Raw genomic sequence first — 14704 nt, 5'->3', positions numbered from 1 at the left:
CTATCGGGGAAAGGTATGCTTGTTTCGGAACCAAATGTGCAAGACCGGAAACCACAACAGATGATTCAGAGAATCGCCTTTCTCGCCAGCGACGTTAAGGTGGCGCAATCCGCCCGTGACAAACTGGTCAAGCGGTATGGAAACACCGCGCCGCGCGATGCCGACGTCGTTGTTGCGCTGGGCGGGGATGGCTTCATGCTGCACACGCTGCACAATATGCAGCATCTTGACACCCCGGTTTACGGCATGAACCGCGGAACAATCGGTTTTTTGATGAACGAGTTTCACGAAACCGATCTGCTGGATCGCCTTGCCGCCGCCGAAGAAGAGGTCATCAACCCGTTGGCCATGCGCGCAATGGACCAATCCGGTAAATTGCACGAGGCATTGGCGATTAACGAGGTCTCGTTGTTGCGGGCCGGTCCTCAGGCCGCGCGGCTGAAGATCAGTGTGGATGGCCGCGTTCGTATGGATGAATTGGTCTGCGACGGGGCGTTGCTGTCAACGCCTGCCGGGTCAACGGCGTATAATTATTCTGCTCACGGTCCGATCTTGCCCATCGGCTCGGATGTTTTGGCTTTGACGGCGATCGCGGCCTTCAGGCCCCGTCGCTGGCGTGGGGCGTTGCTGCCCAAGATAGCCAAGGTGCGATTCGATGTGCTGGATGCCGACAAGCGACCCGTTATGGCGGACGCGGATTCTGTATCTTTCCCCGATATAGACTGGGTCGAAATACGGTCCGAGCCGTCCATACAGCACCGTATTCTGTTCGACCCCGGTCACGGCCTCGAAGAGCGCCTGATCTCAGAGCAATTCACATAATCTTCCTGTTAGTCGTTTTTTTTGACTTGTGTGAACCAGTTCACAGGAGTTGGATTAATGTTGGATTAACCTGAACTTGCCCGAAGAACACACCAAGGTGGGAGTGAGTGGCCGCCAACGGTGTTTTCGAATTGAATGCGCATTTTTCGCGCTGGCGGGGGTAGGTGGTGCTACGCTCGTTATCGGATCTCCGGGCATATTTTAGCAAGCGGACCCCGGGCACAAAAACCCGGGGTCTATTTTGTTCTGAACGCTTGTTTACGCGGATGCGCTCATCTTGTCCCAAAGTGGCAGGCACATTTGACCGACACGCGATTCGATCGCGGCGGCAGCATCCACCGCCATGTCTTCGCGCCAGCGAGGGGCAGCGATCTGTACGTTAATAGGCTGCGGCCCTTGGGGAAGATTTGCCAAAAGCGCGGGAACGCTGGCGGCAGGCAGGCCGAGGAAATTCATTGCATAGGAATAGACGGCGCAGCCCAAAACCTCATGCACGCCTTCCGCGCCTTCCGTGTCGCGATCGGGTTTGAAAAACGGCTGGGGCAAAAACGGAGAAAGCACCAGCGGGTAGTTCTGCATGAAAAGCGACCATTCACGGGCGTAGTGGCTGCGTTTGGCCAGCATCTCGATCAGGTCTGTTCCGGTGATCGGTGGGAACTCCTGAAAATAGACCTCGAAGATATCGCGAATGGTCTGCGACCCGGCCGCCTCAATATCGCTTTTCAACAGGGTCAGAACTTCGCCCATCAGGGCGCGATACCCGCCGCGTCCGCATTCGAATACATCCGGGGGTGCGATTTCTTCGACGTGATAACCTGCGTCAACCAGCGCGTCTCGGGCAATGTTCAGTGCCCGGTCGATTTCGGGGTGCAGCGCGTATCCGAATGTGTCCTTCGTAAACGCGACTTTGATCGGTCCTTCGTCGGCAGGGCCGCGCCATGGCATCGGTACATGGAAGGGGTCATGCGGGTCAGGTGCGATCAGGCTGGGCATCGAAAGATGCAGATCCGCCGCCGAGCGCGTGATCAGCCCCTGCACCGACATCGACTGTGCCAGCAATCCCCGTTCGGTCTTTTGGCTGGGATTCCATGCAGGAACACGCTCGAGCCCCGGTTTAACCGTCACCGCGCCGTTTGCAGCAGCTGGAAATCGCAGGCTGCCGCCGATGTCATTGCCATGAGCCAGCGCGCCGATCCCTGCCATCACTGCAGCCCCGGCGCCACCGGACGACCCTCCGGGCGAAATGTGGCGGCCCCATGGGTTATTCGTTCGCCCGTGGAGTTCGTTATCCGTATCCGCCCGGAATGAGAATTCAGGCGTGTTCGTGCGCCCTATGACGATGGCCCCTGCATTCTGAAGGTTGCGAACAACCGGTGCATCAGCGGGGGCGATCACATCCTTCAGCGCGACAACCCCGTTCGAGGTTGCGTGGCCCTTTTGATCGACGTTGATCTTGATCGTCACCGGGACACCATGCAGCGGCCCGGGTTCTGCGCCATTGGCCACGGCCTTGTCCAGATTACGGGCACGGGTCAGCGCCTCGTCGCTCAGGTCCTCGACCACGGCGTTCAGGTCGGGGTTCACCTGTTGCATCCGGTCCAGGGATGATTTCACGGCGTCTTCCGCGCTGATGTCCTTGTTGCGGGTCAGGGCGGTCAGATCGGTGGCGTTCAGACGCCAGATGTCGCTTGATGTCATAGGGCCTCACTGTCTTGATCAGACAGTAGAGGCCCGGTCATGGGTTGCAAGAAAAAGCCGGGGCTGAGGGCGACGCGCTGACGCCCTCAGTCCGGTTACTGGGCGTAGCCGATTGATTTCAGCGCGTCCGTGATCTCATCCAGAATGGCGGGATCGTCGATCGTTGCGGGCATCTTGTAATCTTTGCTGTCCGCGATCGACACCATCGTCCCGCGCAGGATCTTGCCCGAGCGGGTCTTGGGCAGACGATCTACCACCACGGCTTGTTTGAACGCCGCGACAGGGCCGATCTTTTCGCGGACCAGTTTGACCACGTCTTGCACGACTTCACCGTGATCGCGGTCGCAACCGGCATTCAGGCACAGGAACCCCACGGGCATTTGCCCTTTCAACTGATCAGTCACGCCAATGACTGCACATTCGGCCACATCGGGGTGGGCGGCCAGAACCTCTTCCATCCCGCCGGTGGACAGGCGGTGCCCCGCGACGTTGATTACGTCATCGGTACGGGCCATGATGTAGAGGTATCCTTCCTCATCAATCATTCCCGCATCGCCGGTCTCATAATAACCGGGGAACTGGTTGAGGTATGAGCTTTTGAACCGTTCCTCAGCGTTCCAAAGCGTCGGCAATGTGCCGGGGGGGAGGGGAAGCTTGACCGTGATCGCACCCAGTTCACCAGGTTTCATCGGGTGGCCGCCTTCATCCAGAATCTGAACGTCGTAGCCCGGCATGGGTTTTGCCGGAGATCCCAGCTTGATCGCCAGTTCCTCAATCCCCAGAGGGTTGCCAGCGATGGTCCACCCCGTTTCGGTTTGCCACCAGTGGTCGATGACCGGGACTTTCAAAGCCTCCTGCGCCCATTCGATTGTGTCAGGGTCCGCACGTTCACCTGCAAGGAACAAAGCGCGTAGGCTGGACAGGTCGTATTTCGAAATCAGCTCTCCCTTTGGGTCCTCGCGCTTGACTGCTCGGATGGCGGTCGGGGCGGTGAAGAAGCTTTTGACCTTGTGTTCAGCTATCACGCGCCAGAATGTGCCAGCATCCGGGGTGCCAACCGGCTTGCCTTCGAATACAATGGTGGTGTTCCCGTGGATCAGCGGCGCATAGCAGATATAGGAATGTCCCACGACCCAACCGACGTCAGAGGCTGCCCAGAACACATCGCCGGGATCGACGTCATAAATGTTCTTCATCGTCCAGTTTAGCGCGACCAGATGACCGGCGGTCGGACGCACGACGCCCTTGGGGGATCCGGTGGTGCCTGACGTGTACAGAATATATGCGGGATCATTGCCGTCTACTGGAACGCATTCCGCGGGTTCAACGCCGTATTGAAATCCGTGCCAGTTGAAATCGCGCCCTTCAATCAGTTGCGCGACTTCCTGTTCGCGTTGAAAAATAACGCAAAAGTCAGGTTTGTGGCTGGCCAGATCAATGGCGCCGTCCAGAAGGGGTTTGTAATGCACGACGCGCCCCGGCTCCATCCCGCATGAGGCCGCAATGATGGCCTTGGGCTTGGCGTCGTCGATCCGTACTGCCAGTTCGTTACTTGCAAACCCGCCAAACACCACGGAATGCACGGCACCCAGGCGAGCGCAGGCCAGCATTGCCTCAAGCGCCTCGGGGATCATCGGCATATAGATGATAACCCGGTCGCCCTTTTCGATTCCCTTGGCGCGCAAAGCCCCCGCAAGGTTTGCCACGCGATTGCGGAGTTCGACATAGGAAATCTCACGCTTGGTGTGGGTGATCGGGCTGTCGTAGATGATCGCGGTCTGTTCGCCCCGGCCATTTTCGACATGCCGGTCCACCGCATTCCAGCAGGTATTTACCTTGGCATCGGAAAACCACTCATAAAGAGGCGCCTTGTCGTCAAACAGAGCTTTGGTCGGTGGCTGGACCCAATCTATCCCTTTGGCGGCTTCCATCCAGAAGGCCTCTGGATCGGATTTCCAGCTATCGTAAACGTCCTGATATGCCACAGTGGTTTCCTCCGAAAATTCCCTGTGCCGTTGTTAGGGGCGCAGGGGGCGACACACAAGCAACCGCTGTGACGGGGCGTCACTTTACCGCAAAACATTTGCAGATGAGCGCTTTTTTGACTGCAAATTTTTGCAAATTCGCCGCATTAAGCGGGTTTATGGGCGGATATAGGCCGCATTTGCAAATCTGCAAACCATTGCGTGCAAATAGCGGCAGAATCAGGCCGGGCATCTGAAAGGATGCCCGGCGCCGTCCTATCCGTAATGCGCGACCGGAGTGCCCGCGATGGCCGCCATGTTCAGCAACCCGCGCGCCGTGATCGAGGGTGTCACGATATGTGCCTTGTTGCCCATCCCCATCAGGATCGGGCCAACCTCAAGCCCATCGGCCTTCATCTTAAGGATATTGCGGACCCCGCTGGCCGCGTCTGCATGGGCGAATATCAGAACGTTGGCTGCCCCTTGAAGGCGCGAATTCGGAAAAATCCGCGAACGCAATTCTGGGTCCAGTGCCAAGTCCAGGTTCATCTCGCCTTCGTAGGTGAAATCACGCGGTTTCGAGTCAAGCATCTCCAGCGCGGCGCGCAGGCGTTTTCCGGATCCTTCCGCCTGATTGCCGAACTGTGACTGCGAACAGAATGCGATCTTGGGCTCCAGACCGAACCGTCGCACATGGCGGGCTGCGCCAACGGTCGTTTCGGCCAGCTCTTCGGGCGTTGGCAATTGTCGTACATGCGTATCGGCGATGAACAGGGGGCCGTCCTCGAGGACCATCAGCGAAAGCGCCCCATGAGGCCGCAGGTCGCCGTCATCCAGAACCTGCTGCACATAATTCAGATGCCAGCGATATTCGCCGAACGTGCCGCAGATCATGCTGTCAGCCTCGCCGCGTTGTACCATGATGGCGGCAATCGCGGTGTTGTTCGTCCGCATGATCGCTTTGGCAAGGTCTGGCGTTACGCCCCGACGCTGCATGATATTATGGTACGAGTTCCAGTAGTCATAGTATCGAGGATCGTTTTCCGGGTTCACAATCTGGAAGTCCTCGCCGGGACGCACGGTCAGGCCCAGACGTTCACATCGTGCGTCGATCACATCGGGACGTCCGATCAGGATCGGGGTCTCTGTGGTTTCCTCAAGGATAGCTTGGGCTGCGCGCAGGACACGTTCATCCTCGCCCTCGGCAAACACGATGCGGCGGGACGCAGCGGCAGCGGCCTCGAAGACGGGGCGCATGATGAGGGCGGATTTAAAGACGGTCTGATTCAGCCGTTCTTTATATGCCTCGATGTCTGTGATGGGGCGTTTGGCGACCCCGCTTTCCATTGCTGCCTTGGCCACTGACGAGGACACAACACCCACCAACCGGGGGTCAAATGGCTTGGGAATCAGATAGTCGGGGCCAAAGGTTAGCTGTTCCCCCTTATATGCAGCGGCTGCTTCGGCGCTGGTTGTGGCGCGGGCCATCTCTGCAATCCCGTCTACACAAGCGATCTGCATTTCATCGTTGATCTCGGTCGCCCCTACGTCCAGAGCGCCGCGGAAGATGAACGGAAAGCACAGGACGTTATTGACCTGATTTGGGAAATCGCTGCGACCGGTGGCAATGATTGCGTCGGGAACAACTTCGCGCGCTGCATCGGGCAGAATCTCGGGCGTTGGGTTGGCCAGTGCGAAAATGATCGGACGGCTGGCCATTTTTGCCACCATTTCAGGTTTCAGCACGTTTGGTCCGCTGAGACCCAGAAACAGGTCCGCCTCGCCGATTACGTCATCCAACGTTCGCAGGTCGGATTTCTGCGCGAACTGGTCCTTATGCGGGTTCATATCTTCGGCGCGGCCTTCGTAGACCAGCCCGTGAATGTCGCACAGCCAGATATTCTCGCGCTTGACGCCCAGCTTGACCAGCATACTGAGACAGGCAATCCCGGCGGCACCGCCACCGGTTGAAACCACCTTGATATCTTCGAATTTCTTACCAGCCACGTGCAGAGCGTTTTTGGCGGCGGCCCCAACAACGATCGCGGTGCCGTGCTGGTCGTCGTGGAACACGGGGATATTCAGCCGTTCCCGGCACAGCTTTTCGACGATGAAACAGTCCGGTGCCTTGATGTCTTCCAGATTGATCGCACCAAATGTCGGCTCTAGCGCGCAAACGATTTCGGCCAGCTTTTCTGGGTCGGGCTGGTCCACCTCGATGTCGAAACAGTCAATCCCGGCAAATTTCTTGAACAGGACGGCCTTACCTTCCATCACGGGCTTCGAGGCAAGCGCACCGATATTCCCCAGCCCCAATACTGCGGTGCCGTTGGATACGACGGCCACCAGGTTACCGCGCGCTGTGTAAAGTTCTGCATTGGCGGCATCCGCTTTGATTTCAAGGCTGGCTTCGGCGACACCGGGTGAGTAGGCGCGGGCTAGGTCGCGGCCGTTCGCCATCGGCTTGGTGGCCTTGATCTCAAGCTTTCCGGGCTTTGGATGGGCGTGATAGTCAAGCGCGGCCTGCCGCAGGCTAGGTGAGTCAGACATCGGCGATTCATCTCCCTTCCGAAATTTAGTTGAGGGTTAAACTATTTTTTTCGGAATGGCTACGCTACGTCAATCTGCAACAATGATGTAACCATGTTGAGAGCGCTTGGTTGAAATCTGTCATAAAGTGTTTAATTTCCCGCCACTGCGAAAACATCGCGAACGTATGGGGCACTGAAGGTCATTCATGAGCTATAAAGACGAATTTCAGGCGGAAAGTGTATTTCCGTCAGAAAAGATGCTCTTCGGTGCCAAGCGAATTGCGTTTTGGGGTGCGATCGCATTGGGCGCAGTGATTTTGCTCGTGGGTATTATATGGCCCGTGCAGACATCGACCCTGAATCAGGAAGGCGGTTTGATCGAGACCGTTTCCGCAATGGGGCTTTTTGCTGCTGGATTGGCTGCGTTCTACCGTTTCCCGGGCCTAAGTCGCATGTATATCGGTCTTGTCTGCCTGCTTTTGGCGGAACGAGAGCTTGAGTCCGACATCTACCCCGTCGGCAGTTTGCCGTTCGAGATTTTGAACGGGCTGGATGCCGTACTTGATATCACGGCCGTTCGCGTGGTTTTGGGGCTGATTGTTCTATTCGGTTTGATCCGGCACGGCATTCCGAACGGGTGGCGCGCGCTGCGCGGTCGGGCATCGTTTATGGTGATGTTTGTGGTGGCGGGGCTCTTTGCGGTTTTGGCGCAAGGGCTGGAAGAAGTGTCGTACATGTTTCGGCACGATTTTTCTGGTGTCATGATGGTGCGGTTCTTTGTGTTGGAAGAAACGCTTGAGATGTTCTTTTCGATTGGCATTCTGGCCGCTGTTCTGATCGGATGGCCCAAAGCCGAAATCGAAGAGACCTTAAATGACCGAGAACCCCAACCAGATCCACGCTGAGATTCGCCTGCCGACGCAGGAATTGCGCGACGATATCCCCTTTTTCACCAAGGTTCTAGGGATGCGGATGGACATGATCTATCCTGCTGACGATCCGCGTGTCGCAGTTTTCTCGGGTCATGGGTTGCGACTTCGGATTGAAAAAGATGCACCGGAAAGTCCCGGCACTCTGCGTATTCTGACGGACGATCCTGACGGATTTGCGGATGGTCAGCGCGCTTTGATCGCCCCGAACGGTACGCGGGTTGAGATTGATGAACTCAACCCTCCGATGGTGATGCCGGATACCGTTCATTCATTTGTGGTGCGGCGGCTCAAAGATCAGGCGCCGTGGATTATCGGACGTGCCGGGATGCATTACCGCGATCTGGTGCCTGACCGTTTGGGCGGGTCGATCATCGCCAGCCATATCCGGATACCGGATGGTGGGCCGGTGCCAGACATGGTGCATTTCCACAAGGTCGGGTTCCAATTAATCTTCTGCATCCACGGCTGGGTGGACGTGGTTTATGAGGATCAGGGTGACAAGATGCGCCTGACGGCGGGCGATTGCTTTATCCAGCCGCCTGAAATCCGTCATCGCGTGCTCGAAGCGTCGGACAATGTGCAGGTAATCGAGATCGGTGTGCCAGCCGAGCATGTCACCGAGATTGATCACGACATGACCCTTCCCACTCCGCACCTTCGTCCCGATCGGGAATGGCAGGGCCAAAAGTTCGTCTTTAACCAGGCCGCGGGTGCGGAGTGGGGGGCATTCCGGCTGCCGGGCTATGTTTGCCGGGACACAACGATTGCCGAAAACACCAAGGGAGTGGCCGGGGTGCAGGTGGTACGCAAGGGTCAGGGCGAACCAGCTTGGGCAACGCACGATACTGATATTCACTTTACATTTGTCATGAACGGCCAAGTCACCCTTGAGGGCGAAGGACGCGATCCGTACCGGCTGGAGCAGGGGGATGCTTTTGTCATCCCACCCGGAATGCTTACCCGACTGGCCGACCCGTCAGAGGACGTCGAACTATTGGAGGTCACGCTGCCGGGTGTCTTCAACACGATACTGGACTAAGCGATTTGGTTCAGGAAATCTGCGCTTGGGGCTTCAATTCCCCGAGTGCTTTCCGGTAGTGTGTTAGTTTCTGACCAGATGATCAAAAATTGGGGAATCGCCATGACGTTGAAAGACACAGCACTTTCGGTTCGGGAAAACGCATACGCGCCCTACTCCAAATTCAAGGTTGGTGCGGCGATCCGGTCGGCCTCGGGTCAGGTATATGCCGGGTGCAATGTCGAAAACGTGGCCTACCCCGAAGGAACCTGTGCCGAAGCCGGAGCGATCGCTGCAATGGTCGCCGCGGGCGAACAGGACTTGACCGAAGTGTATGTTGTGGCCTCGTCCCCTCAGCCTGTACCGCCTTGCGGGGGATGCAGGCAAAAGCTGGCGGAATTCGGCAAGCGCGACGTCAAGGTGACATTGGCCAGCGTGGATGGCACGGAGTTGGTGACAACGATCGGTGACCTGTTGCCCGGCGCATTCGACGCGTCGCACATGGAGGATGTCTGACCGCATGGATGCCCGCTCGATTATTGCAAAATTGCGCCGGTCCGAGGTTCCAACGGCCGCCGAGCTGAACTGGTTTGCACAGGGTCTAGCGGATGGCGGGGTTAGTGACGCGCAGGCCGGGGCCTTTGCCATGGCCGTCTGCATGGGCGGTCTGGGTGCGCAGGGGCGGGCTGATCTGACGGTCGCAATGCGCGACAGCGGCGAGGTCCTGATATGGGATGTCGACGGACCGGTGATCGACAAACACTCGACCGGGGGTGTGGGCGACAGCGTCAGTCTGGTGCTGGCCCCGGCGCTGGCCGAGTTGGGCGCTTATGTTCCCATGATCTCGGGACGGGGGCTGGGCCATACCGGGGGAACCCTGGATAAGTTGGAAGCAATTCCCGGCGTTTCAACGCAAATCGGGCAGGATCGGCTGGCCCAGATTTTGCGCGATGAAGGTGCGGCCATTGTTGGCGCGACGGGGCAGATCGCCCCGGCGGACAAACGGCTTTATGCAATCCGTGATGTTACTGCGACAGTGGAAAGCCTTGATCTGATTACAGCGTCGATCCTGTCCAAGAAACTGGCGGCCAGTCCGGATGCTCTGGTACTGGACGTCAAGGTTGGCAGCGGTGCGTTCATGAAAACGCATGAAGACGCGCGCAATCTGGCCACGGCATTGACCGAGACAGCCAATGCCGCTGGGTGCCGGACGTCGGCCGTGATTACGGATATGAACCAGCCCTTGGCCCCGGCATTGGGAAATGCCTTAGAAATCTGTGAGGTCATGAAGGTTCTGACCAGTGGGCAGAATGCGCCTCTGGCCGAGATTTCGGCCGAGTTGGGCGGTGTCCTGCTGGTTGATGCCGGGATGGTTTCAACACTGGATGAAGGGCGCGACAAGGTCTCTGAGGTTATCCGCAATGGCCGCGCGGCAGAGCGGTTCGGGCGCATGACGGCTGCAGTTGGTGGGCCACTGCACTTTGTTGAAAACTGGTCGCGTTACTTGCCCGAAGCCAGCGTTATTCTCGAGGTTCCAGCACCTTCCAGCGGATATGTGACGGCGATGGATGGCGAGGCGCTGGGCTTTGCCGTTGTTGCGCTGGGCGGTGGCCGACAGGTCGAGGATGACGTGATCGATCCGGCTGTCGGTATTTCCGAAATCGTCCGGTTGGGCGACAAGATTGACAAGGGCGCGCCCCTGGCCGTGATCCACGCCGCCCGTGAGGATGCAGCGCGTCAAGCCGCGCAATCCGTCTTGCACGCGATCAGTCTTGGCCCTGAAAGCCCGTCGCTTCCGGGCATCGTGCACGAAAGGCTCACAGCATGAGCCGTGCATTTCTGGTCGTCATGGATTCGGTTGGCATTGGCGGGGCACCGGACGCGGATCGGTTCTTTAACGGTGATATGCCGGATACCGGGGCAAACACACTGGCCCATATCGCGCAGGCCTGCGCCGAGGGGCGGGCCGAGGAGGGGCGGTCTGGTCCGCTGCGCGTGCCAAATTTAGACGCTTTGGGGTTGGGGGCGGCCACCCGGCTGGCCTCTGGCGATGAAACGCCGGGATTGCAGGCCGAACCAATCGGTCTTTGGGGGTGCGCGCGTGAACATTCGCGGGGCAAGGATACACCGTCAGGGCATTGGGAATTGGCAGGTCTGCCCGTGCCGTGGGACTGGCACTATTTTCCTGACACGACTCCCAGCTTTCCCAATGATCTGAGCCGTGCCGCTGCACAAGCGGCTGGAACAGAAGGGATTTTGGGCGATTGCCATGCCTCTGGCACAGCGATCATCGCGGAATTGGGGGCCGAACATATGCGAACCGGTTGGCCGATTTGCTATACGTCGGCAGACAGCGTCTTTCAGATCGCCGCCCATGAAGAAAGTTTTGGTCTTGAGCGTCTGTTGGACATGTGCCGCGCACTTGCCCCTCGGTTGCACGACATGAAAGTTGGGCGTGTGATCGCCCGTCCTTTCGTCGGCTCACCGGACACAGGCTTTACGCGGACAACCAATCGCAAGGACTTTGCCATCCTGCCGCCCGCGCCGGTTCTGACGAATTGGGTGCAGGACGCAGGGCGGCGGGTTCATGCGGTTGGCAAGATCGGCGACATCTTCTCGATGCAGGGGATTGATACGCTGCGCAAGGGCTCGGATGCGGAACTGATGGGGCACCTGTCCGATCTGGTGGACGAGGCCAAAGAGGGAAGTCTGACCTTCGCCAATTTCGTCGAGTTCGACAGCCTTTTTGGCCACCGCCGGGACGTCAGCGGCTATGCCCGTGCGTTGGAATGGTTTGATCGTGAGATCGGCGCCCTTCTTTCACGCCTGCGCCCCGGAGATATGATGCTGTTGACCGCGGATCACGGAAATGATCCAAGCTGGATCGGAACGGACCACACACGTGAACAAGTGCCGGTGCTGATCGCCGGACTGGGCGCGGGTGAAATCGGAGCCGTCAATTTCGCTGATATCGCCGCAAGCATTGCGACCCATTTGAACATTCCGGCCCAAGGGCCGGGACGGAGTTTTCTATGACTGTAGCAGACCTGCCAAAGATCGAACTGCATCTGCATCACGAAGGCGCGGCCCCGCCTGCCTTTATTCGCCAGCTGGCGCATGAAAAGCGCATCGACCTAAGTGGAATTTTCAAGCCGGACGGCAGCTATGATTTCCGCGACTTCGCGCATTTCCTCAGCGTGTATGAGGCCGCCTGCGAAGTGCTGAAATCACCCGAGGATTTTCGGCGGCTGACGCTTGCGATCTTGGAGGAAAGCGCGGCGAACGGGGTCGTCTATTCGGAAACATTTCTAAGCCCGGATTTCTGTGGCGGCGGTGACCTGCACGCCTGGCGCGACTATCTGAATGCCATTCAGGACGCGGCTGATGAAGCCGAACGAAAATACGATATCACTCTGCGCGGTGTTGTCACCTGTGTGCGCCATTTCGGGGCGGAGCAGGCCAAGGTCAGCGCCCGGTGTGCTGCGGAAACTGCGGGGCACTGGATCACCGGCTTTGGAATGGGCGGCAACGAATCCGTCGGCACGCAGGGGGATTACAAGTGGGCCTTTGACTGCGCGCGCGAGGCCGGGCTGCGCCTGACCACACATGCGGGGGAATTTGGCGGCCCCGAAAGCGTCAGGGACGCCATCCGGGAGCTGGGCGTTGAGCGTGTCGGCCATGGGGTTCGCGCGTCCGAAGACCCGGATCTTGTACACGAACTGGTGGATCGCGAGGTAACGCTTGAGGTCTGCCCCGGCTCGAACGTGGTTCTGGGGCTTTTCCCCGAGTTTGCAGCCCACCCGATAGCAAATCTGCGCGACGCTGGTGTCAAAGTCACGGTTTCAACCGACGATCCCCCGTTTTTCCATACCACAATGCGACGCGAATATGAGATGCTGGCCAAAGCTTTCGGCTGGACAGCCGACGATTTTGCAGCCCTGAATGAAACGGCCCTGACTGCGGCCTTTTGCGATGAAGAGACCCGTGAGCGGGTCAAGAAAAGACTGGAGAGATCATGAGCGAACACCTGACCGTCGTCGACCACCCGCTGGTTCAGCACAAACTGACGCTCATGCGGGACAAGGGCACATCGACCGCCGTTTTTCGGCAGTTGCTACGCGAGATTACGCTGCTGCTGGCCTATGAGATCACGCGCGAAATGCCTCTGACCACCCGGCACATAGAAACCCCGATGGAGGAGATGGACGCCCCGATTCTCGCAGGTAAGAAAATGGCGCTTGTGTCCATTCTGCGGGCTGGCAACGGGATGCTGGATGGTGTGTTGGAACTGGTCCCCTCGGCCCGTGTGGGGTTTGTGGGGTTGTACCGGGATGAAGAAACGCTGAAACCTGTTCAGTACTATTTCAAAGCGCCCGAAGGTTTGAAAGACCGCCTTGTCATCGCTGTCGATCCGATGCTGGCCACGGGCAACAGCTCGGCTGCTGCGATCGACCTGCTGAAAGAGGCTGGTGCCACCGATATCCGGTTCTTGTGCCTGTTGGCTGCCCCTGAGGGCGTCGCGCGTATGAAAGAGGCGCACCCCGATGTGCACATCGTGACTGCCTCGCTGGACCGCGAACTGAACTCCAAAGGCTACATCATGCCGGGCCTTGGCGACGCCGGGGATCGGATGTTCGGAACCAAATAAGCGGTCTACTCTCCGCAGATGTTCTGAAGCCGGACCCAATCGCGGTCCGGCAGCACCTGTTGCAAAGGTCGTCCTGCCATCGGGTCAGCTTCGATCAGGCCCAGAACGGTTTCGCCCGTCACATCCATCGCATAGGCATATGGTGTCGAGGGAAGAGCGACTTGCGCGAAAAGCTCAAACAGGTCGTCGTCCGGCAAGGTAGGGCGCGGCTCGGACAAGACCTGCTCGGTATACGTATCGACGATATCGGGGGTCAGTTCTCCAGTCGTGAGAAGGCGAAAGGCCGAGCGCACTCCGGTTCGGTCCAGAAGGTCATCCAAAGGATCCTGAGCCGCCGCCCTCGCGCGTTCGGCGATGATGTACCCTGCCGCGACCGAGGGGTCTTCGTGGTCTTCAACCAATGAGCGGTTCAGAAGGATGATCCCTCCGGGTAGGCTAAGGCTACTTTGCACACCCGCAGGAAGGATCACGACGCTGCGCACCCCCGTCCGCGTCGCTAGATGATCCAGTGCCTCCTGCGCGTCCGCAGAGGCGCACGCGCGGCCTGACACCCTTTCAATCCGGCTCAGGATGGCGTCGCCTATGTCCTGCCTTTTGATCTCCGGCACGACAGACACAACGTGGTTTTGCAGGGCGGCCGGCACCCATAGCAGCAAAAGCGCAAGAACGGCCCCGACAACGCCCACAACGCTCAGCCATCGCAGCCGCCCCGGATGTGGTCGCGCACGGTCGATTGCGCGTTGCAGGCGGTCGATGGCCTCAATCATGGTGGTTTCGGATTCCGCCAGTTCCAGCGTTTCTTCCGGGTCGCCATCGGGGTTGAAAATGGCCGGATAGCTGCCGGGGTTTTGACGCTCGAGCGCTGCCAGTGACCAATGTGTCAGGGCGCGGTCATTGAAATCCGAAATTGTCAGAGTCGCTTCGCCAATCGAAACCACGACCTCGCGCCGTTGCACATCGGGCGAGGGGCGCCACAGACCGGTGGCTTCGATCCGCTGGTACTGTTTCAGGGCCGTCATCAAGGTGAGGTCTGCTCGTTATTATTTGAACTTAGTTTAGCACGCTAAAATCCAATGGCGCAAACCTGTTGC

At 58.5% G+C, this 14704-nt stretch carries 12 protein-coding genes; 8 read left to right on the top strand and 4 right to left on the bottom strand.

What is annotated here, in order from left to right:
* Positions 1–60: 60 nt before the first annotated feature.
* The gene (locus GOV87_RS03665; protein ID WP_171210874.1) at positions 61–822 is read left to right on the top strand and encodes an NAD kinase; all 762 of its coding nucleotides are present in this window, start codon (positions 61–63) and stop codon (positions 820–822) included.
* Positions 823–1080: 258 nt separating this feature from the next.
* On the opposite strand, the gene GOV87_RS03660 is transcribed toward GOV87_RS03665, so the two are convergent.
* The 3 genes from GOV87_RS03660 to GOV87_RS03650 all read right to left on the bottom strand — a co-directional run bounded on the left by GOV87_RS03660 (position 1081) and on the right by GOV87_RS03650 (position 7034).
* Positions 1081–2520, bottom strand: a complete 1440-nt coding sequence (locus tag GOV87_RS03660) for an amidase family protein (protein ID WP_171210873.1) — start codon at positions 2518–2520, stop codon at positions 1081–1083.
* Between the two features lie 95 nt (positions 2521–2615).
* Positions 2616–4505 carry a propionate-CoA ligase PrpE gene (gene prpE, locus GOV87_RS03655; protein WP_171121983.1) on the bottom strand — a complete coding sequence of 630 codons (1890 nt, stop codon included), beginning with the start codon at positions 4503–4505 and terminating at the stop codon, positions 2616–2618.
* Between the two features lie 255 nt (positions 4506–4760).
* Complete coding sequence (locus tag GOV87_RS03650; protein WP_171210872.1) at positions 4761–7034, bottom strand: NADP-dependent malic enzyme; 2274 nt, start codon at positions 7032–7034, stop codon at positions 4761–4763.
* Between the two features lie 187 nt (positions 7035–7221).
* Here GOV87_RS03650 and GOV87_RS03645 point away from each other — a divergent pair, with 187 nt between their 5' ends.
* The 7 genes from GOV87_RS03645 (at position 7222) to upp (ending at position 13613) form a co-directional block, all read left to right on the top strand.
* The gene (locus GOV87_RS03645; protein ID WP_171121985.1) at positions 7222–7920 is read left to right on the top strand and encodes a hypothetical protein; all 699 of its coding nucleotides are present in this window, start codon (positions 7222–7224) and stop codon (positions 7918–7920) included.
* The gene (locus tag GOV87_RS03640; RefSeq protein ID WP_171210871.1) at positions 7889–8986 is read left to right on the top strand and encodes a cupin domain-containing protein; all 1098 of its coding nucleotides are present in this window, start codon (positions 7889–7891) and stop codon (positions 8984–8986) included. The genes GOV87_RS03645 and GOV87_RS03640 overlap by 32 nt, the downstream gene beginning before the upstream one ends.
* A 102-nt stretch (positions 8987–9088) precedes the next feature.
* Positions 9089–9481, top strand: a complete 393-nt coding sequence (locus GOV87_RS03635; protein ID WP_171125465.1) for a cytidine deaminase — start codon at positions 9089–9091, stop codon at positions 9479–9481.
* Positions 9482–9485: 4 nt separating this feature from the next.
* On the top strand, positions 9486–10793 hold the full coding sequence (locus GOV87_RS03630) for a thymidine phosphorylase (RefSeq protein ID WP_171211053.1): 1308 nt from the start codon (positions 9486–9488) through the stop codon (positions 10791–10793).
* Complete coding sequence (locus GOV87_RS03625) at positions 10790–12001, top strand: phosphopentomutase (RefSeq protein WP_171210870.1); 1212 nt, start codon at positions 10790–10792, stop codon at positions 11999–12001. The genes GOV87_RS03630 and GOV87_RS03625 overlap by 4 nt, the downstream gene beginning before the upstream one ends.
* A complete protein-coding gene (locus GOV87_RS03620; protein ID WP_171121989.1) occupies positions 11998–12984 on the top strand; it encodes an adenosine deaminase in 987 nt (328 codons plus the stop codon). The genes GOV87_RS03625 and GOV87_RS03620 overlap by 4 nt, the downstream gene beginning before the upstream one ends.
* Positions 12981–13613 carry a uracil phosphoribosyltransferase gene (upp, locus tag GOV87_RS03615; RefSeq protein WP_171125460.1) on the top strand — a complete coding sequence of 211 codons (633 nt, stop codon included), beginning with the start codon at positions 12981–12983 and terminating at the stop codon, positions 13611–13613. The genes GOV87_RS03620 and upp overlap by 4 nt, the downstream gene beginning before the upstream one ends.
* A 5-nt stretch (positions 13614–13618) precedes the next feature.
* Here upp and GOV87_RS03610 read toward each other — a convergent pair whose 3' ends face one another.
* Positions 13619–14632, bottom strand: a complete 1014-nt coding sequence (locus GOV87_RS03610) for a hypothetical protein (protein WP_171210869.1) — start codon at positions 14630–14632, stop codon at positions 13619–13621.
* Positions 14633–14704 lie beyond the last annotated feature (72 nt).

This window comes from Ruegeria sp. HKCCA5426 (genome assembly GCF_013034585.1).
Classification (GTDB): Bacteria; Pseudomonadota; Alphaproteobacteria; order Rhodobacterales; family Rhodobacteraceae; genus Ruegeria.
Note: the sequence above shows the minus strand (reverse complement) of the source record. Positions and strands in the feature narration are given on the sequence as shown.

Excerpts from the sequence above, each read along its gene's own strand:
- GOV87_RS03625 (WP_171210870.1), top strand. The coding sequence starts at position 10,790 with ATGAGCCGTGCATTTCTGGTCGTCATGGATTCGGTTGGCATTGGCGGG.
- GOV87_RS03640 (WP_171210871.1), top strand. The coding sequence starts at position 7,889 with ATGACCGAGAACCCCAACCAGATCCACGCTGAGATTCGCCTGCCGACG.
- GOV87_RS03645 (WP_171121985.1), top strand. The coding sequence starts at position 7,222 with ATGAGCTATAAAGACGAATTTCAGGCGGAAAGTGTATTTCCGTCAGAA.
- GOV87_RS03650 (WP_171210872.1), bottom strand. The coding sequence starts at position 7,034 with ATGTCTGACTCACCTAGCCTGCGGCAGGCCGCGCTTGACTATCACGCC.
- GOV87_RS03610 (WP_171210869.1), bottom strand. The coding sequence starts at position 14,632 with ATGACGGCCCTGAAACAGTACCAGCGGATCGAAGCCACCGGTCTGTGG.
- GOV87_RS03635 (WP_171125465.1), top strand. The coding sequence starts at position 9,089 with ATGACGTTGAAAGACACAGCACTTTCGGTTCGGGAAAACGCATACGCG.
- GOV87_RS03630 (WP_171211053.1), top strand. The coding sequence starts at position 9,486 with ATGGATGCCCGCTCGATTATTGCAAAATTGCGCCGGTCCGAGGTTCCA.
- GOV87_RS03665 (WP_171210874.1), top strand. The coding sequence starts at position 61 with ATGATTCAGAGAATCGCCTTTCTCGCCAGCGACGTTAAGGTGGCGCAA.
- upp (WP_171125460.1), top strand. The coding sequence starts at position 12,981 with ATGAGCGAACACCTGACCGTCGTCGACCACCCGCTGGTTCAGCACAAA.
- GOV87_RS03660 (WP_171210873.1), bottom strand. The coding sequence starts at position 2,520 with ATGACATCAAGCGACATCTGGCGTCTGAACGCCACCGATCTGACCGCC.
- GOV87_RS03620 (WP_171121989.1), top strand. The coding sequence starts at position 11,998 with ATGACTGTAGCAGACCTGCCAAAGATCGAACTGCATCTGCATCACGAA.